Origin of the sequence: Microbacterium limosum (assembly GCF_036324365.1) — a bacterium.
GTDB lineage: Bacteria > Actinomycetota > Actinomycetes > Actinomycetales > Microbacteriaceae > Microbacterium > Microbacterium limosum.
In genome coordinates this window covers 2,736,885-2,755,077 of record NZ_CP137080.1, presented here as the reverse complement: position 1 = coordinate 2,755,077, position 18,193 = coordinate 2,736,885, and the positions used below count along the sequence as shown (strand labels likewise).

Genomic DNA, 18,193 nt, shown 5'->3' with positions numbered 1-18,193 from the left:
TCTCGCTTGTCACTCCCGCGTCCTTTCGCTGCGCAGATGGACATCTCTGAGCGGTTCCTACACCGGGTTGTAGGTTTTTTTTGAAGTTGTCCTTTTCGCAGATGAAATGTCGGCGGTTTCAGGTTGTCAGCGCAACACCGTTGATCAGTTCGTTGATCATGTCAGCTGGTTTCCGGTAGCCGAGGGTGCGACGCGGTCTGATGTTCAGGAGTCGCTGGGTTTCGGTGAGTTCGTCGTCGGTGATCTCGTTGAAGTTCGTGCCCTTCGGGTAGAAGTCGCGGATCAGCCCGTTCGTGTTCTCGTTCGTGCCGCGTTGCCAGGGTGAGTGCGGGTCGCAGAAGTACACGTTGCAGTCGCTGGCGATGGTGAACGCGGCATGCTCGGCCATCTCGGCGCCCTGGTCCCAGGTGATCGTGCGCGTGAGCGTTGCGGGAAGGTCGCGGATCATGCCGGCGAGGACGTCCGTGACGGTCTTGCTGTCGCGTTGCCCTGGCAGCCGTCCCAGGAGCGTGAACCGGTGCGTGCGTTCGACCAGGGTCACGATGCCCGAGTTGCCCGGTCCGACGACGAGGTCGCCTTCCCAGTGGCCGGGCACCGCTCGGTCCTCGACCTCGGCGGGACGATCGGCAAGGCGGGCGCCTTCCAGCCAGGGTCGACTCGATCTGCGCGGCAGCTTCGATTTCGGGATACGTGTAGTTCGCCCGGACCGCAGCGCCTTCTCGACCGTGAGCTCGTGACGCAACGCGCCTTTGCTTTGCACGTAGAGCGCCTGGTAGATCGTCTCGTGCGACACGCGCATCTCCGGGTCGTCGGGGAACAGCAGCGTCAACTCGCCCGCGACCTGCTGCGGGGAGTATCGGTTGTTCAAGCGTGACACGACCGCGTCCCGCAACGGCGGATGCTCCAGCTTCCCGGGTCGCGACCGCGGCCGCGCCGCCAACGCGCGATAGTGCGCGATCTCCGCGTCGTAGTGACTTCGATCCCAGTGCCGCACCTGATGCGCACGGATCTCGCGGGAGACCGTCGAGGCGGACACGGACAACTCCGCCGCGATCGACCGGATCGATAACGGGGGACGCATCGCCAAGCCTGCCTGAATGAACGACCGATCCGCGAGCGTGAGCCGCCGATACCCCCGATCAGGGTGCCCCTCGACCACCACATCCATCGGCATCGGCCTCGCGCCACCGACGCGACCCATCATCAGTTCCACGCCCGCGAGCTTGGCCCACAACTTCACGACGCTCATGCTGACACCCAGAGTCGGCGCGAACTCGATCGCAGAACGACCCGCGATCAGCCCTCGAACCGCGCCCGCCCGCGTCGCCCACGGAATCTTCCTCGACACAACGAACCTCCTCGACGAGGTGTTGCGCTAGGACTCTGAAACCGCCGTCCACGGTGTGTCCATATGGACATTTCGGCTCGGCGGTCATCGTGTAGGTTCTCGGCGAAGATGGCGGATTCTTAGATGAAGTGGCGGACAAGTGGCGGATCCGAAAGATTGGTGAGAACGATGCGTGTAAGTGCCGTGTCGGTTCCTATCCGAAATGACAGATTCCGCGGGTAGTTGGCATGCACCTAGCAGTCCTGCCATTGGCTGGGGGTGAAGGGTTACTCGCTCACTCGATTAGGGGCGAACCGGCTACATTCGACAGGCTTGTGCTCGTGTGCACAGCTGTGGAGTGGTGGGAGCGGCATCAGGTAGTGCTCTACCTCGCAGCGATCGCCGTGGGTGCGGTGGTCGGTCTACTCGTGCCGGCGGTGGCGGATCCGCTCGAGTCGGCGATCAATCCCGTGCTCGGGTTGTTGCTGTACGCGACGTTCCTGGGGGTGCCGTTCACGGCGATCGGCCGGGCCTTCACGGATTGGCGGTTCCTGGGCGTCGTGCTCGTCCTGAACTTCGTCGTCGTGCCGGTGGTCGTGTTCGGGTTGAGTCGCGCCGTGGCGGCTGACCAGGCGGTGCTCGTTGGGGTGTTGTTCGTGCTGTCGCGCGTCAGGCTTAGTGGCAGGGGTTGTTAGTTGCTGAGGCAGCGCCCCTACTGGAAGGTCTAAGAACTATGAGTCATCCCCCGGTGATCCCGGCGGAGAAGAAGATCCGCATTGTGTTGAGCGTGCTTCAGGGTGAGATCTCGATCGCGGAAGCCGCGCGTCGGGAGAAGGTGTCCGAGCAGGCGATCGGGAACTGGAAGCGCCAGTTCCTCGAGGGCGGGAAGGCGGGGATTGAGGCGGGCAAGTCGAAGCCCACGTCCCGCGAGCAGCAGCTCGAGGACGAGGTCGCCGAGCTCACCCAAGCGCTGGGTGAGGCCGCGGTCGAGATCCGGGTGTGGAAGAAGTCAGCTGAGGGCCGGCTGGGCCCTTCGAGGACCTCGAGGTGATCCGCACCGAGGCGGGCATGCCGACCGCGAGGTTCGTGGACATGATCGGCGTGCCCGAGCGGTCGTATCGGCGGTGGCAGGCCAAGGCCCGTGCCAACCGCCCGCCGAAGGGTCCGTGGCCGCAGCCGGCGCGCACCGCGGTCCGCGACGCGGTCGTCGCTCACGCGAAAGCGCACCCGGCCTGGGACACCGGAAGGTCTGGGCGATGACCCGTCACGACGGGCACCCGGTGTCGCAGGCGACCGTGTTGCGGCTACTGCGCGATGAGGGTCTGATCCTGGGCGCGAACTACCAGCGGGAGCGGCGCCGCCTCGCCGAGCGGCGCAAGGCCGCCTTCGCGAAGGAGCCGACGGGCCCGAATCAGGTCTGGCAGCTCGACTTCTCCGAGTACGAGACCACGACCGGCGGCACCTGGCGGATCGCGTCGTGCCGGGACTACTGGGCGAAGTACGAGTTCGACGCGCACGTGTCCCCGACCGCGAACATGCACGACGCCGTCGCCGCCGTCGAGCTCGCCCTCGCCGAAGCAGAAGCGCTCCTCGGTCACCCGCTGATCGACGAGTGTCAGATCGACGAGGCGACCGGCGAGATCCTCCCGGTCCTGACGATCGTGACCGACAACGGCGGCCCGTTCCGCTCGTTCACGTTCGAAGCGTTCATCGCGACGCGCCCCGAGCTGCGGCACGTCCGGACGCGGGTTCGAACGCCCGGGCAGAACGGATCACGCGAACGCGGGTTCGGGACGATGAAGTACGAGTGGCTGTTCCGAGAAGAGATCGACGACGGCCTCCAGCTCGTCGAGCACGTGAACGCCTACCGGCACGACTACAACCACGTCCGACCGCACGAAGCGATCGCCTGGAACCGACCCGCTGACGTCTACGCCGGCACCGCCGACCCCACCATCCCCAACTTCGAAACCAAAGAAATCCTGCCAACTACTTGACGCGGGACAGTGCTGCTGACGCCGTGTGTGGATTACGTGATTGTGTTCACTGGCCTGGCTGGCGGTGCACGTGCGCGGCTGCTTGCTGCCACGCCCCTGCTGATGCTTCTGCAGATCGTGTTGCTGCCGGTGTACCTGTGGCTGATGGCCGGCGCCGAGGTGGTGGGTGCGTTCGACCCGCATCCGTTCGTGGAGGCATTTCTGTTGTTGATCGTGCTGCCGCTCGTTCTCGCCGCCGCCACGCAGCTGCTGGCGAAACGGTTCCGTGCCGGCCGCGCGATCGAGGGCGTGGTGCTGGCGGCAATGGTGCCGCTGATGATGCTGACTCTCGCCGTGGTGATCGGCTCGCAGGTCTTCGGCGTGAGCAGCGCTCTCGGCCAGCTGCTAATCGCGGTTCCCGTGTTCGTCGTGTTCGTCCTAATCGTGGCACCACTCGGTGCGCTCCTCGGGAGCGCGGCACGCTTGGATGTTCCCAGCCGCCGGGCGGCCACGTTCAGCGGGGTCACCCGCAACTCGCTGGTCGTGCTCCCGCTCGCTCTCGCGCTGCCGGCATCTTTCGCTCTGACGCCGTTGGTTGTAGTGACTCAGACCTTGGTGGAGCTCGTCGCAATGGTGGTCATGGTCGCCGGGGTACCGCGACTCATCCGCCCTCGCATTAGTACAGCGGAGAATGTATAGTCAGCCTGTGCTGACTCTTACTTCTCGCCTCGATGTGATGAACCGGCTGGGTCGGGCGATGGCCGACCCCGACCCGTTCCCGGATCCTCCTCACACTGCTGGACGCTCCCGGCTACCCGGCTGAGCTGGCACGAGATCTCGAGCTGACCCGCACGAACGTCTCGAATCATCTGACGTGCCTGCGGGGCTGCGGGTTGATCGTCGCCACACCGGAAGGTCGGCGCACCCGGTATGAGATCGCCGACCCGCATCTGACCCAGGGGTTGCGACAGCTGCTCGAGGCGGTCGTCGCCGTCGACGAGGGCGCCCCGTGCATGGACGATCAGTGCGAGTGCTGCGCATGAGCCTCATCGACCGTGACCTGCTGCCGGTGGCCTGCACGCTGACGCCCGGCGCTGGTGCTGCACAGCTAGCCGCGTGGCAGGAATTCAACGACGACTACCTCCTCGACATCGACAGGACGGCCGCCCAGATCACCGTCCACTACCCAAAGATCGACGACGCGACCGCCCGGCTGACGGAGCTGGTCCGCACCGAGCAGTCCTGCTGCGCGTTCGCGACTTGGGCGATCGACACGACCCACCCCGACCTGCGCCTTTCCGTTACCGGCACCGATGACGCACTGGCCGCGCTCACGTTCCTAGAGCAGACGCCCGCCCCCGCAACGAAGGAGAGCGTGCAGTGAGCGAAGAGTGTTGCGGCCCCAACGAGCCGCGCAAGCCCGGTACGGTCCGGCGCATCGAACTGTCCCGGCCGCTCTCGACCGGTGACGCCTGCTGCGCCGCGGAACCCTCCTCCAAGACCGCGGCGCCAAGCGCGGTGCACGATGCGGGCGATGCCTGCTGCGGCCCCGACCTCGCCACCACCCCCACCGAGGCGGACGAGGAGCCGGAGGTCCGCCCGCCCTGGTGGCGCGACTTCGCGTTGCTTCCCTCCGCGCTGTCCGGGCTGTTCCTCCTCGCCGGATACACGTTCGAGTGGACTGGTCTGCACATCCCGGCGCTGGTGCTGCAGTGGGCGGCGCTGCTCGCCGGCGCCTACACCTTCGTCCCCGGCGCGATCCGCCGCCTCATCCGCGGTCGCCTCGGGGTCGGGCTGCTGATGACCATCGCCGCGATCGGCGCGGTCCTGCTCGGCCACGTTGGCGAGGCCGCGACCCTGGCGTTCCTGTTCTCCCTGGCCGAGGCGCTTGAAGACCGGGCGATGGACCGCGCCAAGGAAGGCTTGCGCGCCCTTCTGTCCCTCATCCCCGACACTGTCCGCGTCTCCCGCCTAACCAGCGACGTCACGATCCCCGCCGCGGACGTGCGTGAGCTGGACATCCTCGTCATCGGTGCCGGCGATCGCATCGCCACAGACGGCGTGGTCGTGGAGGGTAGGTCGAGCCTGGACACGTCGGCGATCACGGGCGAGTCGATCCCGGTCGAGGTCGGCCCCGGCGATCCGGTCGCCGCCGGTTCGGTCAACGGGGCGGCGACGTTGCGGATCGAGGCAACTGCGGACGGCCGCGACAACTCCCTCACCCAGATCGTCGCCCTCGTGGAGCAGGCCCACGCCCGCAAGGGCAACCGGGCACGCCTCGCCGACCGGATCGCGAAGCCGCTCGTTCCCGTCGTCCTGATCGCCGCTGCCGTGGTCGCCCTGTTCGGGCTGCTGGTCGGCGACCCGTGGACCTGGATCGAACGCGCCCTCGTCGTCCTGGTTGCGGCATCCCCGTGCGCGCTGGCCATCGCGGTGCCCGTGACGGTGATCAGCGCGATCGGAGCGGCGTCAAAGTTCGGCGTCGTCATCAAGTCAGGTGAAGCGTTCGAGCAGCTCGGCACGATCCGCGCCGTCGCCCTCGACAAGACCGGCACCCTCACCCGCAACGAGCCCACCGTCGTCGACGTCCAGCCCGCACCCGGTATCACCCGCGACGACCTGCTCGCCTGGGCCGCCGCCGTGGAGGCCACCAGCACCCACCCCCTCGCCGCGGCCATCATCGCGGCCGCACCCGTCGCCAGCCCCGCAACGGAGGTGGTCGAGGAGGCCGGGCATGGCATCACCGGGACCGTCGACGGCCGGGCGATCCGGGTCGGCAATGTCCGCTGGCTCCATCCCGCCGGCCAGCAGTTGAACGCGGAGGCGATTGCCGCGCAGGGCATGACCGTCGTCGTGGTCGAGGCGGACGGGCAGATCGCCGGCCTGATCGGCGTGCGGGACGAGCTGCGCCCGGAGTCGGCCGAGACGGTCCGGATGCTGCAGTCGCAGGGCATTGAGACCATCATGCTCACCGGCGACAACACCCGCACCGCCCACGCCATCGCCGCCGAGGCGGGCGTAACCGACGTTCGCGCCGAGCAGCTGCCCGCCGACAAGGCCGCCGCGATTGAGGCGCTCGTCACGCAGCAACCGACCGCGATGGTCGGCGACGGCATCAACGACGCCCCGGCACTGGCGACGGCGACGGTCGGGATCGCGATGGGTGTGAAAGGCTCCGCGGCGGCGATCGAGTCCGCCGACGTCGCCTTCATCGGCCACGACCTCCGCCTCATCCCCGGCGCCCTCGCCCACGCCCGCCGCGGCCGACGCATCATGACCGCCAACATCGGTCTGGCTCTGGCGATCATCGTCGCGCTGTTCCCGCTCGCCCTGTTCGGCATCCTCGGGCTCGCCGGCGTCGTGCTGGTGCATGAGATCGCCGAGGTCGTCGTCATCCTCAATGGCGTCCGCGCCGCCCGTCGCCCCGCTGCGCTACGGCAACTCGCCACGGTGCCCGCTCGCCAGCCCGAACCCGCCCACGCCTGACCACCGACCCCTCGCCCCGCGGTGGCAGAACACCGCCCGACTTGGAACCGGCCCTTGTGAAGACCCCCATCAAAGCCACCTTCGCCACCGTTGCCGTCGTCATCGTCCTGGTTGACCGGCTAGCCGCGCCGGACCCGGCCGGCGCTGCCGGCGCTCCCGTGCTCGGGTGAACCGGGCTCCGAATGGGTTTAGGTGCGCACGGTAGGCTGTGGGCGATGGTCTCTTCGGCCCGGACTCCGCGCTCCACGACGCTGAATGAGCAATTGTTGATAATGAGGCTCATTACCAGCGTCGGTTTGGCGCTGCTGCTGATGTTGGGTCTGGCAGCGACGGGTCACACAGAGGCGGACGGTTCGACTCCTGTTCCGCTGGTGATTTCTGGGTTCATGGACCCCCACGTCGAGCCCGTGGCAGACGCCCCAGTCGAGCATGAGGCGGTCGCCGGTGGCGTCGTTTCTGGGCCGAACGCGTTGGTGGGCGCTGCGCTGTGCATGTTGGGCGTGTTGTGCGGGCTGACGTTCATGGTGGTGCTGCGGGGGTTGTGGCGTCGGCGGATGCCTCCGGTTCTCGGTGACGGGCCACGGATGCCTTCGCTGCTTCCGGCGCCGGCTGCCCGTGCTCACCCGATTGTCTTTTCGTTGACGCAGTTGGGTCTTTCCCGAACCTGACATTGTGGCACGCCACCCTTTCCGGGTGGCGCTTCGTCCCGGGCTGCGTGCCCGGGTTCTGTCCTGTGCCGTGTCTTGGTTTGGAGTACCCGATGAAAACCCCTGTGAAGGCGACGCTCGTCACCATTGCCGTTGTGGTGGTGATGGTGATCGCCGCGTTGATCTATGTCCTTGTCAATCAGAGCCAGTCCGCTCCACCTTCATCTGGGGGCGGTGACGCATCCCCGCAGGTGGTGCGGGAGAGCTCGCATGTCCTCGACGACGGCGGGGAGGGCGCTGTCACCCTGGTGGAGTTCCTCGACTTCGAGTGCGAGGCGTGTGGCGCGTTCTTCCCGATCGTGGAGGATATGCGGGAGCAGTTCGCTGGGGAGATCACGTATGTGGTCCGCTACTTCCCGCTGCCCGGTCACTTCAATTCGAAGAACGCGGCGGTCGCGGCGGAAGCGGCCGCGCAGCAGGACCGGTTCGAGGACATGTATGTCCGGTTGTTCGAGACGCAGGCGGAGTGGGGTGAGGCGCAGGAGTCTCGCGCCGACCTGTTCCGTGGCTTCGCGGAGGAGATCGGTCTGGACATGGCCGCCTATGACGCCGCCGTGGCGGACCCGGCTACGGCGGAGCGGGTGGAGCTGGATTTCGAGGAGGGCCAGGCGCTCGGGGTGAGCAGCACGCCGACGTTCTTCCTCGACGGTGAGCTGCTCGAGCTGCAGGAGTGGGACGACCTCGAGAACGCCATCCAGGCTGCGGTGAACGGTGGCCGGTGATGCGGGCGGGTTTGACGCATCGGCGGGCGATCATCGTCGGCGCCGGGCAGTCTGGGCTCGCGGTTGCCGCGGCTCTGGCCGCGGAAGGGCTGCGGCCGCAGCACGAGTTTGTGGTGATCGACGCCGCCAGCACGGGGCAGCGTTCCTGGTCCTCACGGTGGCATTCGATGGAGCTTCTCAGCGACGCCCGGCATAGCGCGCTGTCTCCGCGGCGGCTGCTGGGTGACCAGCGCCGGCATCCGCGAGTGGACGAGATGGCGGACTACCTCACCTTCGTGGAAGCCGGGCTGGGCGTGGAGACGGTCTGGGGCATCCAGGCGACCGGGGTGGAGCATCGCGGGAACGGCTCGACTCTGCTGCTGTCGACGACGGCAGGGGAGGTGCAGACCCGCAACGTGATCTGCGCGACGGGCGCGGCCGCGCACCCGCGGATTCCGGAGTGGGCGTCTCTGCTGACGATGCCCGGGGTGGTGCTGCACAGCAGCGAGTACCTGTACCCGAAGCAGATCCCCGTCGGCGACGTGCTCATCGTGGGCGGCGGGAACAGCGGTGTGCAGCTGGCCCGCGAACTGTCCGCGTCGCACACCGTGACGCTGTCCGTGCGAACCCGGCGGCAGCATCGCCCCGCGATGAGCTATCCCGCCGCGGCGGGGGAGAGGGTGCCGCTGTTCTCGCGGGAGCGTCGCCCCGAGCCGATCTTCGGCGACAGCTATGAGCAGCTGCGCCGCGTCGGGGTCACGATCGCAGCTGCGGTGCAGGACGCGGCCGGCGCCGGGGTGACCTTCGCCGATGGCACGCAGGCATCCCCCCGCTCGGTGATCCTCGCCACCGGCTACACCCCTGGCGACGACTGGCTCCCGGAACCGGCCCGCGTCGACCGGCCGCGGCGCACCCTGACCGGCCTGCCCGGGCTGTTCGTGGCGGGGATGCCGCAGTACGGCGGCCGCGGCTCCGACACCCTCGCCGGGGTCTGGAAAGACGCGACGACGATCGCCCAGCACATCATCAACCGGCCCTGAAAGGACCACCGCCTTGACCACCGTCACCGACCACGAACACCCGCACCGATCCGGCTCACGGAGACGCATCCTCCTCCTGTCCACTCTGACGACGCTGCTGCTGGCCGCCGGGCTCCTGTTCGCCACCGCGGCGCCCGCAGCCGCGCACGATGAGATCGTCTCCTCCTCCCCGGAAGCCGGATCCACGGTCAGCGTGGTCCCGGAGGAGATTTCGCTGACGTTCAGCGGCGAGATCCTCACCGATTTCAGCGCCGTGATCATTGAGGTGGTCGCCCCGGACGGGCAGAACATCGCATCGGGGGATCCGGTCATCGACGGGACCACGGTCACCCAGGCGGTGACGCCTGGTCAGGCGGGCGTGTACACGGTGCGGTGGCGGGTCGTGTCCAGCGACGGGCACCCGATCAGCAACGAGTACCAGTACACCGTCGAAGCGGTCACCGTCCCCACCAGCGCCCCTACCCCCGAAGCGACCGAGGAGCAGACACCCGACCCGTCTCCCACATCTGCCGCCAATACGTCCGGAGAGGTTCACAACGGGCCATCCGGAGGTGGGGAACTCCTCCCCGTCCTTGCGGTCCTGAGTGGCGTAATCGTGCTGGGCGGCGCGCTGGTGGTCGTGCTCATGGTGGCCAGAGAGCGTCGTCGCCGCGACCGAGCAGCCGCGGCCGCGGCCGCCGCGGATGGTGGAACCGCCGACGACCAGCAACAGAAGGAGAACCCCTCATGAAATGTCCGGTCGACGGGACCGCCCTGCTGATCACGGAACGCTCCGGGGTCGAGATCGACTACTGCCCGCAGTGCCGGGGCGTCTGGCTGGACCGTGGCGAGCTCGACAAGATCATCGACCGCGCCGCCGACCTTGCTGGCGGCGGCCGGCAAACCAGCACCGCCCCCTATCCGCGCGAGGGCGACCACCGTTCTGACCGCGACAGGGATCATCACGGTCGCTCCGGGCGTCGGCGGAAGGAAGGGTTCCTCGGTGACCTCTTCGACTTCTGACACCAAAAACCTCTTCCTGATAGCCGGTCTGATGACCGGGTTATCAGCGGCCCTCGCGAACGCAGGAGGAGCCGCTGATGGTTCGTGAGCAGACCCGGCGGTTCGCGGTCGCGTGCCTGGCCGCCGCTGTGGTGGTCCTGGTCGACCAGGCGACGAAGGCGGCCGCACTGGGAGGGTTGAGTCAGGAGGAGCGGATCCCGCTGCTGGGGGATCTGCTTGGGCTGCAGCTCGCGTTCAACCCCGGCGCGATCCTCTCCCTCGGAGCCGGGGTCACCGGGCTGCTCACTCTCCTCGGGGTCGGTGCCGTGGTGCTGCTGGTCGTCGCCGCCGCGCGGGCGCGGACCGGATGGTGGGCGATGGGGATCGGCCTGATCCTCGGGGGCGCGATCGGGAACCTGATCGACCGGCTGTTCTCCCCCCCTGGGTTCGGGGTCGGGCACGTCACCGACTTCCTCGCCTACGGGAACCTGTTCATCGGCAACCTCGCCGACGTCGCCCTCGGTGCCGGCGTCATCGTCCTCGGCCTGAGCCTGTGGACCCGACACCGCCGCTCCCGCGTCAGCGCGGACAGCGCGGCGCCTGCGACGGGCTCCGTGGTGAGCGGGTCATGATGGCGAAGCAGCGGACCTCGTCCGTATACCAGCGCAACGCGTTCGCGCCGGGGCTGCTCGCGGCGGCGGTGTTGTTCCTCGCGCCGGTACTGATGGGCGGGGACTGGTTCACCGTTGTGCTGTTCGTCGCCGCGATCTTCGCGGTCATCGTGGGGTGGTTCGCGATCCAGGCGCGGCAGTGGTGGTGGTTGCCTGTGTTCGTCGTGATCGCCGTGATTTGGAACCCGGTGTTCCCGTTCCCGTTCACCGGCCCGGTGTGGACTGCGGCGCAGCCGGTCGCCGCGGTCGTGTTCCTGGTCGCCGGCGCCCTGATCAAGGTCAAGCGCGCATGATCCGCCGCCGCGTCCTTGCCGCCATGACGCTGGTCGCGGCGCTGCTGCTGGCCGGGTGCACGTCCAGCGACTCGCTCGCGCAGCAGTACCGGGACGGAAGCGAGAAGGGCTACATCGCCGGTGACTTCCAGATCGTCGAGATCCCGGATGCCGACCGCGGGGAGCCGGTGGTGTTCGAGGGCGTCACCGAGACCGGGGAGACGGTGTCCAGTGACGACTACCGCGGCGGGGTGCTGGTGGTGAACTTCTGGTACGCCGCGTGCGGGCCGTGCATCGTCGAAGCCCCGATGCTCGAGGAGGTCTGGCAGGAGTATCAGGACCAGGGCGTCGCGTTCCTCGGGGTGAACACCTACGACCAGCCAGCCACCGCACTGTCGTTCGCCCGTGACAACAACGTCACCTACCCGAGCGTGATCGACGTGAACGACGGACGGGTCAAGCTCGCGTTCGCGCAGGTCACTCCGATCCAGGCCACCCCCACCACCTTGGTCATCGACCAGGAGGGGCGGGTCGCGGCGCGGATCATCGGGCAGTTGGCCAGCGCGTCGATCCTGTCCACCCTGGTCGCCGACACCCTCGCCGAGGACACCTCATGAATCCGGGAGCGGTGATCGTCGACGGCGCCCTGTGGGTCGCGATCCCGGTCGCGATCCTCGCCGGGCTGGTGTCGTTCGTGTCCCCGTGCGTGCTGCCGCTGGTGCCTGGCTACCTCGGCTACCTCGGCAGCACCACCACGACGACCGCGGCCCCCACGCTGGACGGGGGGCGCACGGTGACGGCGGAGCGCGCGCGGCTGCTGCTGGGCGTGACATTGTTCATCGCCGGGTTCACCGTGGTGTTCGTCGCCGTCACGATCCTCGGCGGCACCTTCGGGTACCTGCTGCTGCAATACGCCAATGTGCTCACTCGCGTCTTCGGGGTCGTCATCATCGCCCTCGGCCTGGTGTTCCTCGGCTTCTTCGGCATTGCCCAGCGCACCCTCCGCCCTCGCGCCCAGGGTAGGACCGGGCTGATCGGGGCGCCGCTTCTCGGGTTCGCGCTCGGCGTCGGCTGGACCCCCTGTATCGGCCCGACGCTCGCAGCGATCATCTCTATGTCGTGGAACCTCGGTGACCCCGCCCGCGCGGGCCTGCTCGGGCTCGCGTACTCGCTGGGCCTGGGCATCCCGTTCCTGATCCTCGCGGCCGGATGGGGGTGGGCGTCCCGATCGGTGACGTTCCTGCGCCGCCACATCCGCGCCCTGAACATCATCGGCGGGGCCATGCTCATCGCCCTCGGCCTGCTGATGGTGACCGGGCTGTGGACGGCACTGATGTCGCAGCTGCAACAGGTGGTGATCAATGTCCCCCTCCCGCTCTGACACCGGCATCGACGTCACCGCCGCCCCGCTACGCCCCGGCGACCACGCCGACAGCGAATCCGCGACGGAGATCACCCAGCCGGCGCTGGGCATCACCGGGTGGTTGCGGTGGGCATGGCGGCAGCTGACCAGCATGCGCACCGCATTGGTCCTGCTGCTGTTCCTCGCGATCGCCGCCGTCCCCGGGTCCCTGTTCCCGCAGCGCAGCGCCGACCCCAACGGTGTCATCCAGTGGGAGCGGGACAACCCTGACGTGTTCCCCCTCGCCGATGCGGTCGGCCTGTTCGACGTGTACCTGTCGCCGTGGTTCTCCGCGATCTATCTGCTGCTGTTCACCTCCCTGATCGGCTGCGTGATCCCGCGCGCCAAGCACCACTACAAGGCGCTCCGCTCCCGCCCCCCTCGCACCCCGGCCCGGCTGTCGCGGCTCTCGGAGTACCGGGAACTGACCTTGCCGAGAGAGGAAGGGAGGACCGACCCGGCCGCGCACGCGATCGACGTCGCGGCAGAGCAGCTGCGCAAGGCCGGATACCGGGTGGAGCGATACGACGCCCGCGGAGCCGCGTCGGTGTCGGCCGAGCGCGGCTACCTGCGCGAGACCGGCAACCTGATCTTCCACGTCGCCCTCGTCGGCGTGCTGGTCTCGGTCGCGATCGGCGGGTCGTTCGCGTATACCGGGCAGCGGGTGGTGGTGGAGGGCACCACGTTCGTGAACGCGCTCAGCGACTACTCCTCGTTCAACCCCGGCCGTTTCGTCGACGGCACGGGCCTTGCCCCCTACTCGCTCACCCTCGACGACTTCCAGGTCTCCTACCGGCTGCCCGGCACCCCCGGCGCAGGCCAGGCCGGAGACTTCTCCGCCGACATCACCATCCGCCAACCCGGGCAGGACGATCGGGCGCAGAGCGTGATCGTGAACTACCCGATCACCGTCGACGGCGATCGCATCTACCTGCTCGGCAACGGCTACGCCCCCACCCTCACGATCCGCGACGCCGCCGGCGAGGTGGTGTACAGCGAGTCGCAGCCGTTCCTGCCGCAGGACTCCAACATGACCTCGCTGGGCATCATCAAGATCCCGGACGGGCTGCCCGAACAGGTCGGGCTGGTCGGGTTCTTCTACCCCACCCAGGGGGTGTTGCCCTCCGGCGCGTTCACCTCCGTCTACCCGGACGTGGTCAATCCGGTGCTGACTCTCAACGTGTTCAGCGGGGATCTCGGCATCGACGACGGCACTCCGAGGTCGGTGTACACGCTCGAGGTCGACGGGCTCACCCAGCACACCGGCGGCGACACCGCCGCCGACTCCCTTGAGCTCACCCCCGGCGCCACCGTCGGTCTGCCGAACGGGTGGGGCACGATCACCTGGGAGGAGGTCACGGCGGAGGAGCCGGTGAAGCGGTTCGCGTCGCTGCAGATCCAACGCGACCCCAGCAGCGGCTGGGTGCTCGCGTTCTCCGTGCTCGCCACCCTCGGCCTGTTCGCCGGCCTGTTCGTGCCCCGCCGCCGGCTCTGGGTGAAAGCCCGCACCACCCCGGATGGTGTGCACGTCGAGTACGCGGGACTGGCCCGCGGCGAAGACCCCGCTTTGGCGCGCGCCGTCGACGAGTTCGCGACCCGCCACGCGCACGCCCTCGGCGTAGACCAGCCTGCGAAGGACACACCGTGACGACCGTGTGGATCCCGGACGCCCCGCCGACCCTCGGCGGGTTCCTCACCCCGGCCCCGCTTCCGGCTCCGGTGCTACCGCTCCTCGCGGGACTCCTCGCGGTCGCCTACCTGGCCGGTGCGATCCGGATGTGGGTCCGCGGCCGCGGCTGGCCGGTGTGGCGGACGGTCAGCTTCCTGCTCGGCTGCGTCGCCCTCGCCGCGGTCACCGGCCTGGCGGTGGAGAACTTCGGGTACGCCCTGTTCTCGGTGTTCATGTTCCAGCAGCTCACCCTGATGATGGCGATCCCGCCGCTGCTGGTCCTCGGCTCTCCCGGCACCCTGCTGCTGCGCGCCACCCCGCACCACGGCCCAGGTCTCCTGGTGCTCCGCGCCGCGCACGCCGGGCTACGCAGTCGCACCGCACGGTGGCTGCTCAGCCCGTGGCTGGCGGTGCCGCTATACCTGGCCGCGTTTTACGGTCTGTACCTGGCGAACTTCGCCGATCCGATCCTGTCCACCGTCACCGGCCATACCCTCCTCGAGGTCGGGTTCCTGGTCGCCGGGATGCTGTTCACCATCCCGATCCTGTCGTCGGACCCGCTGCCGGTGCGGATGAGCCACGGCGGCCGCGCCCTGGACGTGTTCGCCGAGGCCGCCCTGCACGCCTTCTTCGGCGTCTTCCTGATGATGGCCACCACTACCCTCATCGACGGGTTCGCCGGCCCGACGAGCGCGCTGGGCATCGACCCGATCGAAGACCAGCGCCTCGCCGGCGGGCTGGCCTGGTCCTACGGCGAGGCCCCCACCTTGCTGATGCTCATCTACGTCATGCACCGCTGGTTCCGCGACGACACCGCCCAAGCGGTCGCCGCCGACCGTCGCGCCGACGCACACGGCGACCCTGAGCTCGACGCGTACAACGACTACCTCACCCGACTCCACCAGAAAGACACCTGACCGATGCGCACGCCTTTGCCGACACCCGCCCCGGCCGCCGCGCCGGAGCAGGAGACGCCGCGCCGCACCGTGGCGGCATGGTCGCTGCCGGTGTGGGCGGCGGTGCTGGCATCCGCGGCCGCCGGCCTGCTGCTGGATCTCGCCTCCGCACCGGTGGGGTGGTGGCCGTTGACGTTCGTGAGTGTCACGGTCGCCCTGGTGGCCCTGATCGGCCGCAGCATCGGCGGGGCGCTGCTGGTCGGCACTGTGTTCGGCGCCGTGTTCTACACGACCCATCTGGTGTGGGTGGGGGAGTTCCTCGGCCCGGTGCCGTGGCTTGCCCTCGCCGGGCTGGAAGCGGTCCTGTTCGGCGCGGGCGCGGTGCCGATCGCGCTCGCCTACCGGTGGACCGCCCGCTATCCGGCCCGCGGCCTCGTGCAGCTGCTCGCGGTACCGCCGCTGATCGGGGTTCTGTGGACGGCCCGTGAGGTGGTGATGGGTGCGTGGCCGTACTCCGGGTTCCCGTGGGCGCGCCTCGGGATGACCCAGGTGGGCGGCCCGCTCGCGGAGGCCGTGTCGTGGACGAGCGTGACCGGCCTGTCCCTGCTGATCGTCATTCTGTGCGCCTCTGTGGTGCAGTGGATCCGCGCCGGCGGCATCCGCTTCATGCTCGGGTTGCACCCTGCTGTGAGCGTCGCCGCTCTCCTGGTGATAGCGCCGCAGTTCCCCACCGCGCCGGCCGGGGAGTTCCGCGTGGGATGGGTGCAGGGCAACGGCCCCACCGGGTACTTCGACGACAAGGTGCCCGGCGACGTCCTGGCCGCGCAGACCGCCGCCACGGTGCCGCTGTACGGGCAGCCGATGGATCTGCTGGCCTGGCCGGAGGGCGGCGTCGACGCCGACCCGCTCAGTGATCCCGCCGCCGCCGAGGCGTTGGACCGGGTCGTGCGCTCGGCCGGGGCGCCGTTGCTGATGAACGCCGCCACCACCCGCGGCGACGATGTCTTCAACACGTCCCTGCTGTGGACCGCGGATCCCACGGGCCGGCAGTGGCACGACAAGGTCAACCCGGTCCCGTTCGGCGAGTACGTGCCGGACCGGTGGTTCTACGAGCTGATCGTCCCCGACCTGGTGGGCTTGATCCAACGCGAATACACCCCCGGCAGCAACCCGCCGCTCGTGCAGGTCGGCGACGTCGGGGTGGGGTTGGCGATCTGCTTCGACGTGATCTACGACGCCGTGATCTGGGACGGTGCCCGCGCCGGCGCAGAGGTGTTCGTGTTCCAGACCAACAACGCCGACTTCCGCGGCACCGACGAGAACCTGCAGCAGCTCGCGTTCGCCCGGATGCGCGCCATCGAAACCGGCCGCGCGGTCGTCAACGTCTCCACGGTGGGCACCAGCCAGGTCATCACCCCGGACGGCACCACCGTCGACAGCATCGGCGTCGACACCGTTGACGCGTCGATCACCACCGTCCCGCTGCGCACCGGACTCACCCCGGCGGTGATCCTCGGTCCCTGGCTCACCGCTCTCATCGTCCTCGCTGCCGCCGGCGCTCTCACCGCGGCGGGGTTCTCCCACCGTGCCCGCACGCGTGCGGCCGCCGCAGATCGTTCGACTGATCCGGGGAGGCACCCATGAACACGCCACGGATGAGGCCTGCCGGAGGTCGACTGGCCTGGTCGCTGCGAACGCTGGCGACGGGCAGCGATCTCACCCTTCCTGGTGACCTGACGGCGGAGGAGTGTGGGTGCGCGCCCACGCCCGCGGAGAGCCGCGCATTCCGGGCCGGGGTGAGCCGGCGCACTCTGCTGACGGCGGGAACATTGAGCGCGGCCGTGGACTCGCTGGCCTGGCTGGAAGCGAACGCGGGCTGACCGATGTGCACGGATCTACCGCGCCACCCCGCTCGCGGGCACCCCCTGACCGCAACGACGAAGAGGACGACCCTGCCATGACCGGAACCGACGCGCTCTCCCTCGACGGCATCTCACTGCTGCTGGTGTGGACGGCGATCGCCACCTACCTGCTCGCGTTCATCGCGTACACCATCGACCTGGCCGGGCGCTCCGTCCCCGCCAGCGTCCCGCAGCGGGAGCCGGTCCTGGCCGGCGCTACCGCACGGGCGGGCCAGCAGACGGACAACGCCCAGAGTGGGTCGGTGGACAGTGTTCGCACGCCGCCCGCGCAGCGTCAACGGCTGCTGTGGGCGCGGATCGGGACGTCGCTGACGGTCCTCGCGTTCCTGTTCCACCTGGCCGGCACCATCCTGCGCGGCATCGCCGCGGAGCGGGTGCCGTGGGCGAACATGTACGAGTTCGCGCTGACCGGCACGGTCTTGATCGTGGCCGTCTACCTGCTGGTGCTGCGCCGCTACGACCTCCGCTTCCTCGGTGCGTTCCTGATCGGCATGGTGGTGCTGCTGCTGGGTGGCGCGACGGTCTCGTTCTACGTCGAGGTCGTTCCGCTGATGGATCCGCTCAAGAGCGTGTGGCTGGTCATCCACGTCTTCGTCGCGTCCCTGGCCACCGCCCTGTTCGCGATCGCCTGCGGCATCTCCATCACCCAGCTCCTGCAGGCCCGCCGGGAGCGCCGCACCCGAGCATCCTCGGACACTGCCCGCGCCGACGGTCTTGGGTTTCTGCGCACTCTGCCCGCCGCCGACGTGCTCGAGTCCCTCGCGTACCGGTTCGCGATCGTGGGGTTCGTGTTCTGGACGTTCACCCTGATCGCCGGCGCGATCTGGGCCAACGACTCCTGGGGTCGCTACTGGGGCTTCGATGTCAAGGAGGTGTGGACGTTCGTGATCTGGGTGCTCTACGCCGGCTACATCCACGCCCGCGCGACCCGCGGCTGGCGCGGCACCCGCTCCGCCTGGCTGTCCATCATCGGGTTCGTCGCGGTGCTGTTCAACTTCACGATCGTGAACATGTTCTTCCAGGGCCTCCACTCCTACTCCGGGCTCACATGACCCCGCACCCCTGCCCCGCCCTCTTGCCCGAGCCGAAAGCACGCACATGACCCCGATACTCTCGATTCCCGCCACCACGGGTGCGGATGCC

Annotated in this window: 20 protein-coding genes and 2 pseudogenes; 21 read left to right on the top strand and 1 reads right to left on the bottom strand. The window is 68.8% G+C overall.

Annotation, left to right across the window (positions count from 1 at the left end):
- Nucleotides 1-118: 118 nt before the first annotated feature.
- On the bottom strand, nucleotides 119-1,348 hold the full coding sequence (locus tag RYJ27_RS13300) for an IS30 family transposase (protein ID WP_422732844.1): 1,230 nt from the start codon (nucleotides 1,346-1,348) through the stop codon (nucleotides 119-121).
- Nucleotides 1,349-1,668: 320 nt separating this feature from the next.
- Between RYJ27_RS13300 and RYJ27_RS13295 the strand changes: the two are divergent.
- From RYJ27_RS13295 to ccsB, 21 genes and pseudogenes are all read left to right on the top strand, one after another.
- Nucleotides 1,669-1,989 (top strand): annotated as a pseudogene (locus tag RYJ27_RS13295) (arsenic resistance protein); the annotation flags it as partial.
- A gap of 71 nt (nucleotides 1,990-2,060) precedes the next feature.
- Complete coding sequence (locus RYJ27_RS13290) at nucleotides 2,061-2,378, top strand: transposase (protein ID WP_330170253.1); 318 nt, start codon at nucleotides 2,061-2,063, stop codon at nucleotides 2,376-2,378.
- On the top strand, nucleotides 2,375-2,587 hold the full coding sequence (locus RYJ27_RS13285) for a hypothetical protein (RefSeq protein WP_330170740.1): 213 nt from the start codon (nucleotides 2,375-2,377) through the stop codon (nucleotides 2,585-2,587). Before RYJ27_RS13290 ends, RYJ27_RS13285 begins: the two co-directional genes overlap by 4 nt.
- The gene (locus RYJ27_RS13280) at nucleotides 2,584-3,324 is read left to right on the top strand and encodes an integrase core domain-containing protein (protein WP_330170739.1); all 741 of its coding nucleotides are present in this window, start codon (nucleotides 2,584-2,586) and stop codon (nucleotides 3,322-3,324) included. The genes RYJ27_RS13285 and RYJ27_RS13280 overlap by 4 nt, the downstream gene beginning before the upstream one ends.
- 9 nt (nucleotides 3,325-3,333) lie before the next feature.
- Nucleotides 3,334-4,002: an arsenite efflux pump gene (locus RYJ27_RS13275; protein ID WP_330170738.1), complete on the top strand. Its 669-nt coding sequence runs from the start codon at nucleotides 3,334-3,336 to the stop codon at nucleotides 4,000-4,002.
- Nucleotides 4,003-4,009: 7 nt separating this feature from the next.
- Nucleotides 4,010-4,346 (top strand): annotated as a pseudogene (gene cmtR / locus RYJ27_RS13270) (Cd(II)/Pb(II)-sensing metalloregulatory transcriptional regulator CmtR).
- Entirely contained in the window at nucleotides 4,343-4,687 is a 345-nt protein-coding gene (locus RYJ27_RS13265; protein ID WP_048809235.1) for a hypothetical protein, read from the top strand. Before cmtR ends, RYJ27_RS13265 begins: the two are co-directional and overlap by 4 nt.
- The gene (locus RYJ27_RS13260) at nucleotides 4,684-6,789 is read left to right on the top strand and encodes a heavy metal translocating P-type ATPase (protein ID WP_048809234.1); all 2,106 of its coding nucleotides are present in this window, start codon (nucleotides 4,684-4,686) and stop codon (nucleotides 6,787-6,789) included. The genes RYJ27_RS13265 and RYJ27_RS13260 overlap by 4 nt, the downstream gene beginning before the upstream one ends.
- A gap of 215 nt (nucleotides 6,790-7,004) precedes the next feature.
- Nucleotides 7,005-7,457, top strand: a complete 453-nt coding sequence (locus RYJ27_RS13255; protein ID WP_045246905.1) for a hypothetical protein — start codon at nucleotides 7,005-7,007, stop codon at nucleotides 7,455-7,457.
- Between the two features lie 92 nt (nucleotides 7,458-7,549).
- A complete protein-coding gene (locus RYJ27_RS13250; protein ID WP_045246904.1) occupies nucleotides 7,550-8,218 on the top strand; it encodes a DsbA family protein in 669 nt (222 codons plus the stop codon).
- On the top strand, nucleotides 8,218-9,237 hold the full coding sequence (locus RYJ27_RS13245; protein WP_045246903.1) for an NAD(P)-binding domain-containing protein: 1,020 nt from the start codon (nucleotides 8,218-8,220) through the stop codon (nucleotides 9,235-9,237). Before RYJ27_RS13250 ends, RYJ27_RS13245 begins: the two co-directional genes overlap by 1 nt.
- A gap of 13 nt (nucleotides 9,238-9,250) precedes the next feature.
- Nucleotides 9,251-9,967, top strand: coding sequence for a copper resistance CopC family protein (locus RYJ27_RS13240; RefSeq protein WP_048809232.1), 717 nt, complete (start codon nucleotides 9,251-9,253; stop codon nucleotides 9,965-9,967).
- Nucleotides 9,964-10,239, top strand: a complete 276-nt coding sequence (locus tag RYJ27_RS13235) for a TFIIB-type zinc ribbon-containing protein (protein ID WP_045246902.1) — start codon at nucleotides 9,964-9,966, stop codon at nucleotides 10,237-10,239. Before RYJ27_RS13240 ends, RYJ27_RS13235 begins: the two co-directional genes overlap by 4 nt.
- 77 nt (nucleotides 10,240-10,316) lie before the next feature.
- Nucleotides 10,317-10,850 (top strand): signal peptidase II, encoded by a 534-nt coding sequence (locus tag RYJ27_RS13230; protein WP_045246901.1) that lies wholly within the window; start codon nucleotides 10,317-10,319, stop codon nucleotides 10,848-10,850.
- A complete protein-coding gene (locus tag RYJ27_RS13225; RefSeq protein WP_045246900.1) occupies nucleotides 10,847-11,182 on the top strand; it encodes a DUF6804 family protein in 336 nt (111 codons plus the stop codon). Before RYJ27_RS13230 ends, RYJ27_RS13225 begins: the two co-directional genes overlap by 4 nt.
- Nucleotides 11,179-11,778, top strand: coding sequence for a TlpA family protein disulfide reductase (locus tag RYJ27_RS13220; RefSeq protein ID WP_045246899.1), 600 nt, complete (start codon nucleotides 11,179-11,181; stop codon nucleotides 11,776-11,778). Before RYJ27_RS13225 ends, RYJ27_RS13220 begins: the two co-directional genes overlap by 4 nt.
- A complete protein-coding gene (locus RYJ27_RS13215) occupies nucleotides 11,775-12,542 on the top strand; it encodes a cytochrome c biogenesis CcdA family protein (protein WP_045246898.1) in 768 nt (255 codons plus the stop codon). Before RYJ27_RS13220 ends, RYJ27_RS13215 begins: the two co-directional genes overlap by 4 nt.
- Complete coding sequence (gene resB / locus RYJ27_RS13210; protein WP_330170737.1) at nucleotides 12,523-14,211, top strand: cytochrome c biogenesis protein ResB; 1,689 nt, start codon at nucleotides 12,523-12,525, stop codon at nucleotides 14,209-14,211. Before RYJ27_RS13215 ends, resB begins: the two co-directional genes overlap by 20 nt.
- The gene (locus RYJ27_RS13205; RefSeq protein ID WP_045246896.1) at nucleotides 14,208-15,149 is read left to right on the top strand and encodes a cytochrome c oxidase assembly protein; all 942 of its coding nucleotides are present in this window, start codon (nucleotides 14,208-14,210) and stop codon (nucleotides 15,147-15,149) included. Before resB ends, RYJ27_RS13205 begins: the two co-directional genes overlap by 4 nt.
- Before the next feature lie 3 nt (nucleotides 15,150-15,152).
- On the top strand, nucleotides 15,153-16,772 hold the full coding sequence (lnt, locus tag RYJ27_RS13200; RefSeq protein WP_101305216.1) for an apolipoprotein N-acyltransferase: 1,620 nt from the start codon (nucleotides 15,153-15,155) through the stop codon (nucleotides 16,770-16,772).
- A gap of 313 nt (nucleotides 16,773-17,085) precedes the next feature.
- Nucleotides 17,086-18,102 carry a c-type cytochrome biogenesis protein CcsB gene (ccsB, locus tag RYJ27_RS13195; protein WP_045246027.1) on the top strand — a complete coding sequence of 339 codons (1,017 nt, stop codon included), beginning with the start codon at nucleotides 17,086-17,088 and terminating at the stop codon, nucleotides 18,100-18,102.
- Nucleotides 18,103-18,193 lie beyond the last annotated feature (91 nt).

Bases quoted from the DNA above. Each gene is read 5' to 3' on its own strand.
- RYJ27_RS13290 (WP_330170253.1), top strand. From the start codon at position 2,061: ATGAGTCATCCCCCGGTGATCCCGGCGGAGAAGAAGATCCGCATTGTG.
- RYJ27_RS13280 (WP_330170739.1), top strand. From the start codon at position 2,584: ATGACCCGTCACGACGGGCACCCGGTGTCGCAGGCGACCGTGTTGCGG.
- RYJ27_RS13265 (WP_048809235.1), top strand. From the start codon at position 4,343: ATGAGCCTCATCGACCGTGACCTGCTGCCGGTGGCCTGCACGCTGACG.
- RYJ27_RS13255 (WP_045246905.1), top strand. From the start codon at position 7,005: ATGGTCTCTTCGGCCCGGACTCCGCGCTCCACGACGCTGAATGAGCAA.
- RYJ27_RS13250 (WP_045246904.1), top strand. From the start codon at position 7,550: ATGAAAACCCCTGTGAAGGCGACGCTCGTCACCATTGCCGTTGTGGTG.
- RYJ27_RS13245 (WP_045246903.1), top strand. From the start codon at position 8,218: ATGCGGGCGGGTTTGACGCATCGGCGGGCGATCATCGTCGGCGCCGGG.
- RYJ27_RS13235 (WP_045246902.1), top strand. From the start codon at position 9,964: ATGAAATGTCCGGTCGACGGGACCGCCCTGCTGATCACGGAACGCTCC.
- RYJ27_RS13230 (WP_045246901.1), top strand. From the start codon at position 10,317: ATGGTTCGTGAGCAGACCCGGCGGTTCGCGGTCGCGTGCCTGGCCGCC.
- RYJ27_RS13225 (WP_045246900.1), top strand. From the start codon at position 10,847: ATGATGGCGAAGCAGCGGACCTCGTCCGTATACCAGCGCAACGCGTTC.
- RYJ27_RS13220 (WP_045246899.1), top strand. From the start codon at position 11,179: ATGATCCGCCGCCGCGTCCTTGCCGCCATGACGCTGGTCGCGGCGCTG.
- RYJ27_RS13215 (WP_045246898.1), top strand. From the start codon at position 11,775: ATGAATCCGGGAGCGGTGATCGTCGACGGCGCCCTGTGGGTCGCGATC.
- resB (WP_330170737.1), top strand. From the start codon at position 12,523: ATGTCCCCCTCCCGCTCTGACACCGGCATCGACGTCACCGCCGCCCCG.
- lnt (WP_101305216.1), top strand. From the start codon at position 15,153: ATGCGCACGCCTTTGCCGACACCCGCCCCGGCCGCCGCGCCGGAGCAG.
- ccsB (WP_045246027.1), top strand. From the start codon at position 17,086: ATGACCGGAACCGACGCGCTCTCCCTCGACGGCATCTCACTGCTGCTG.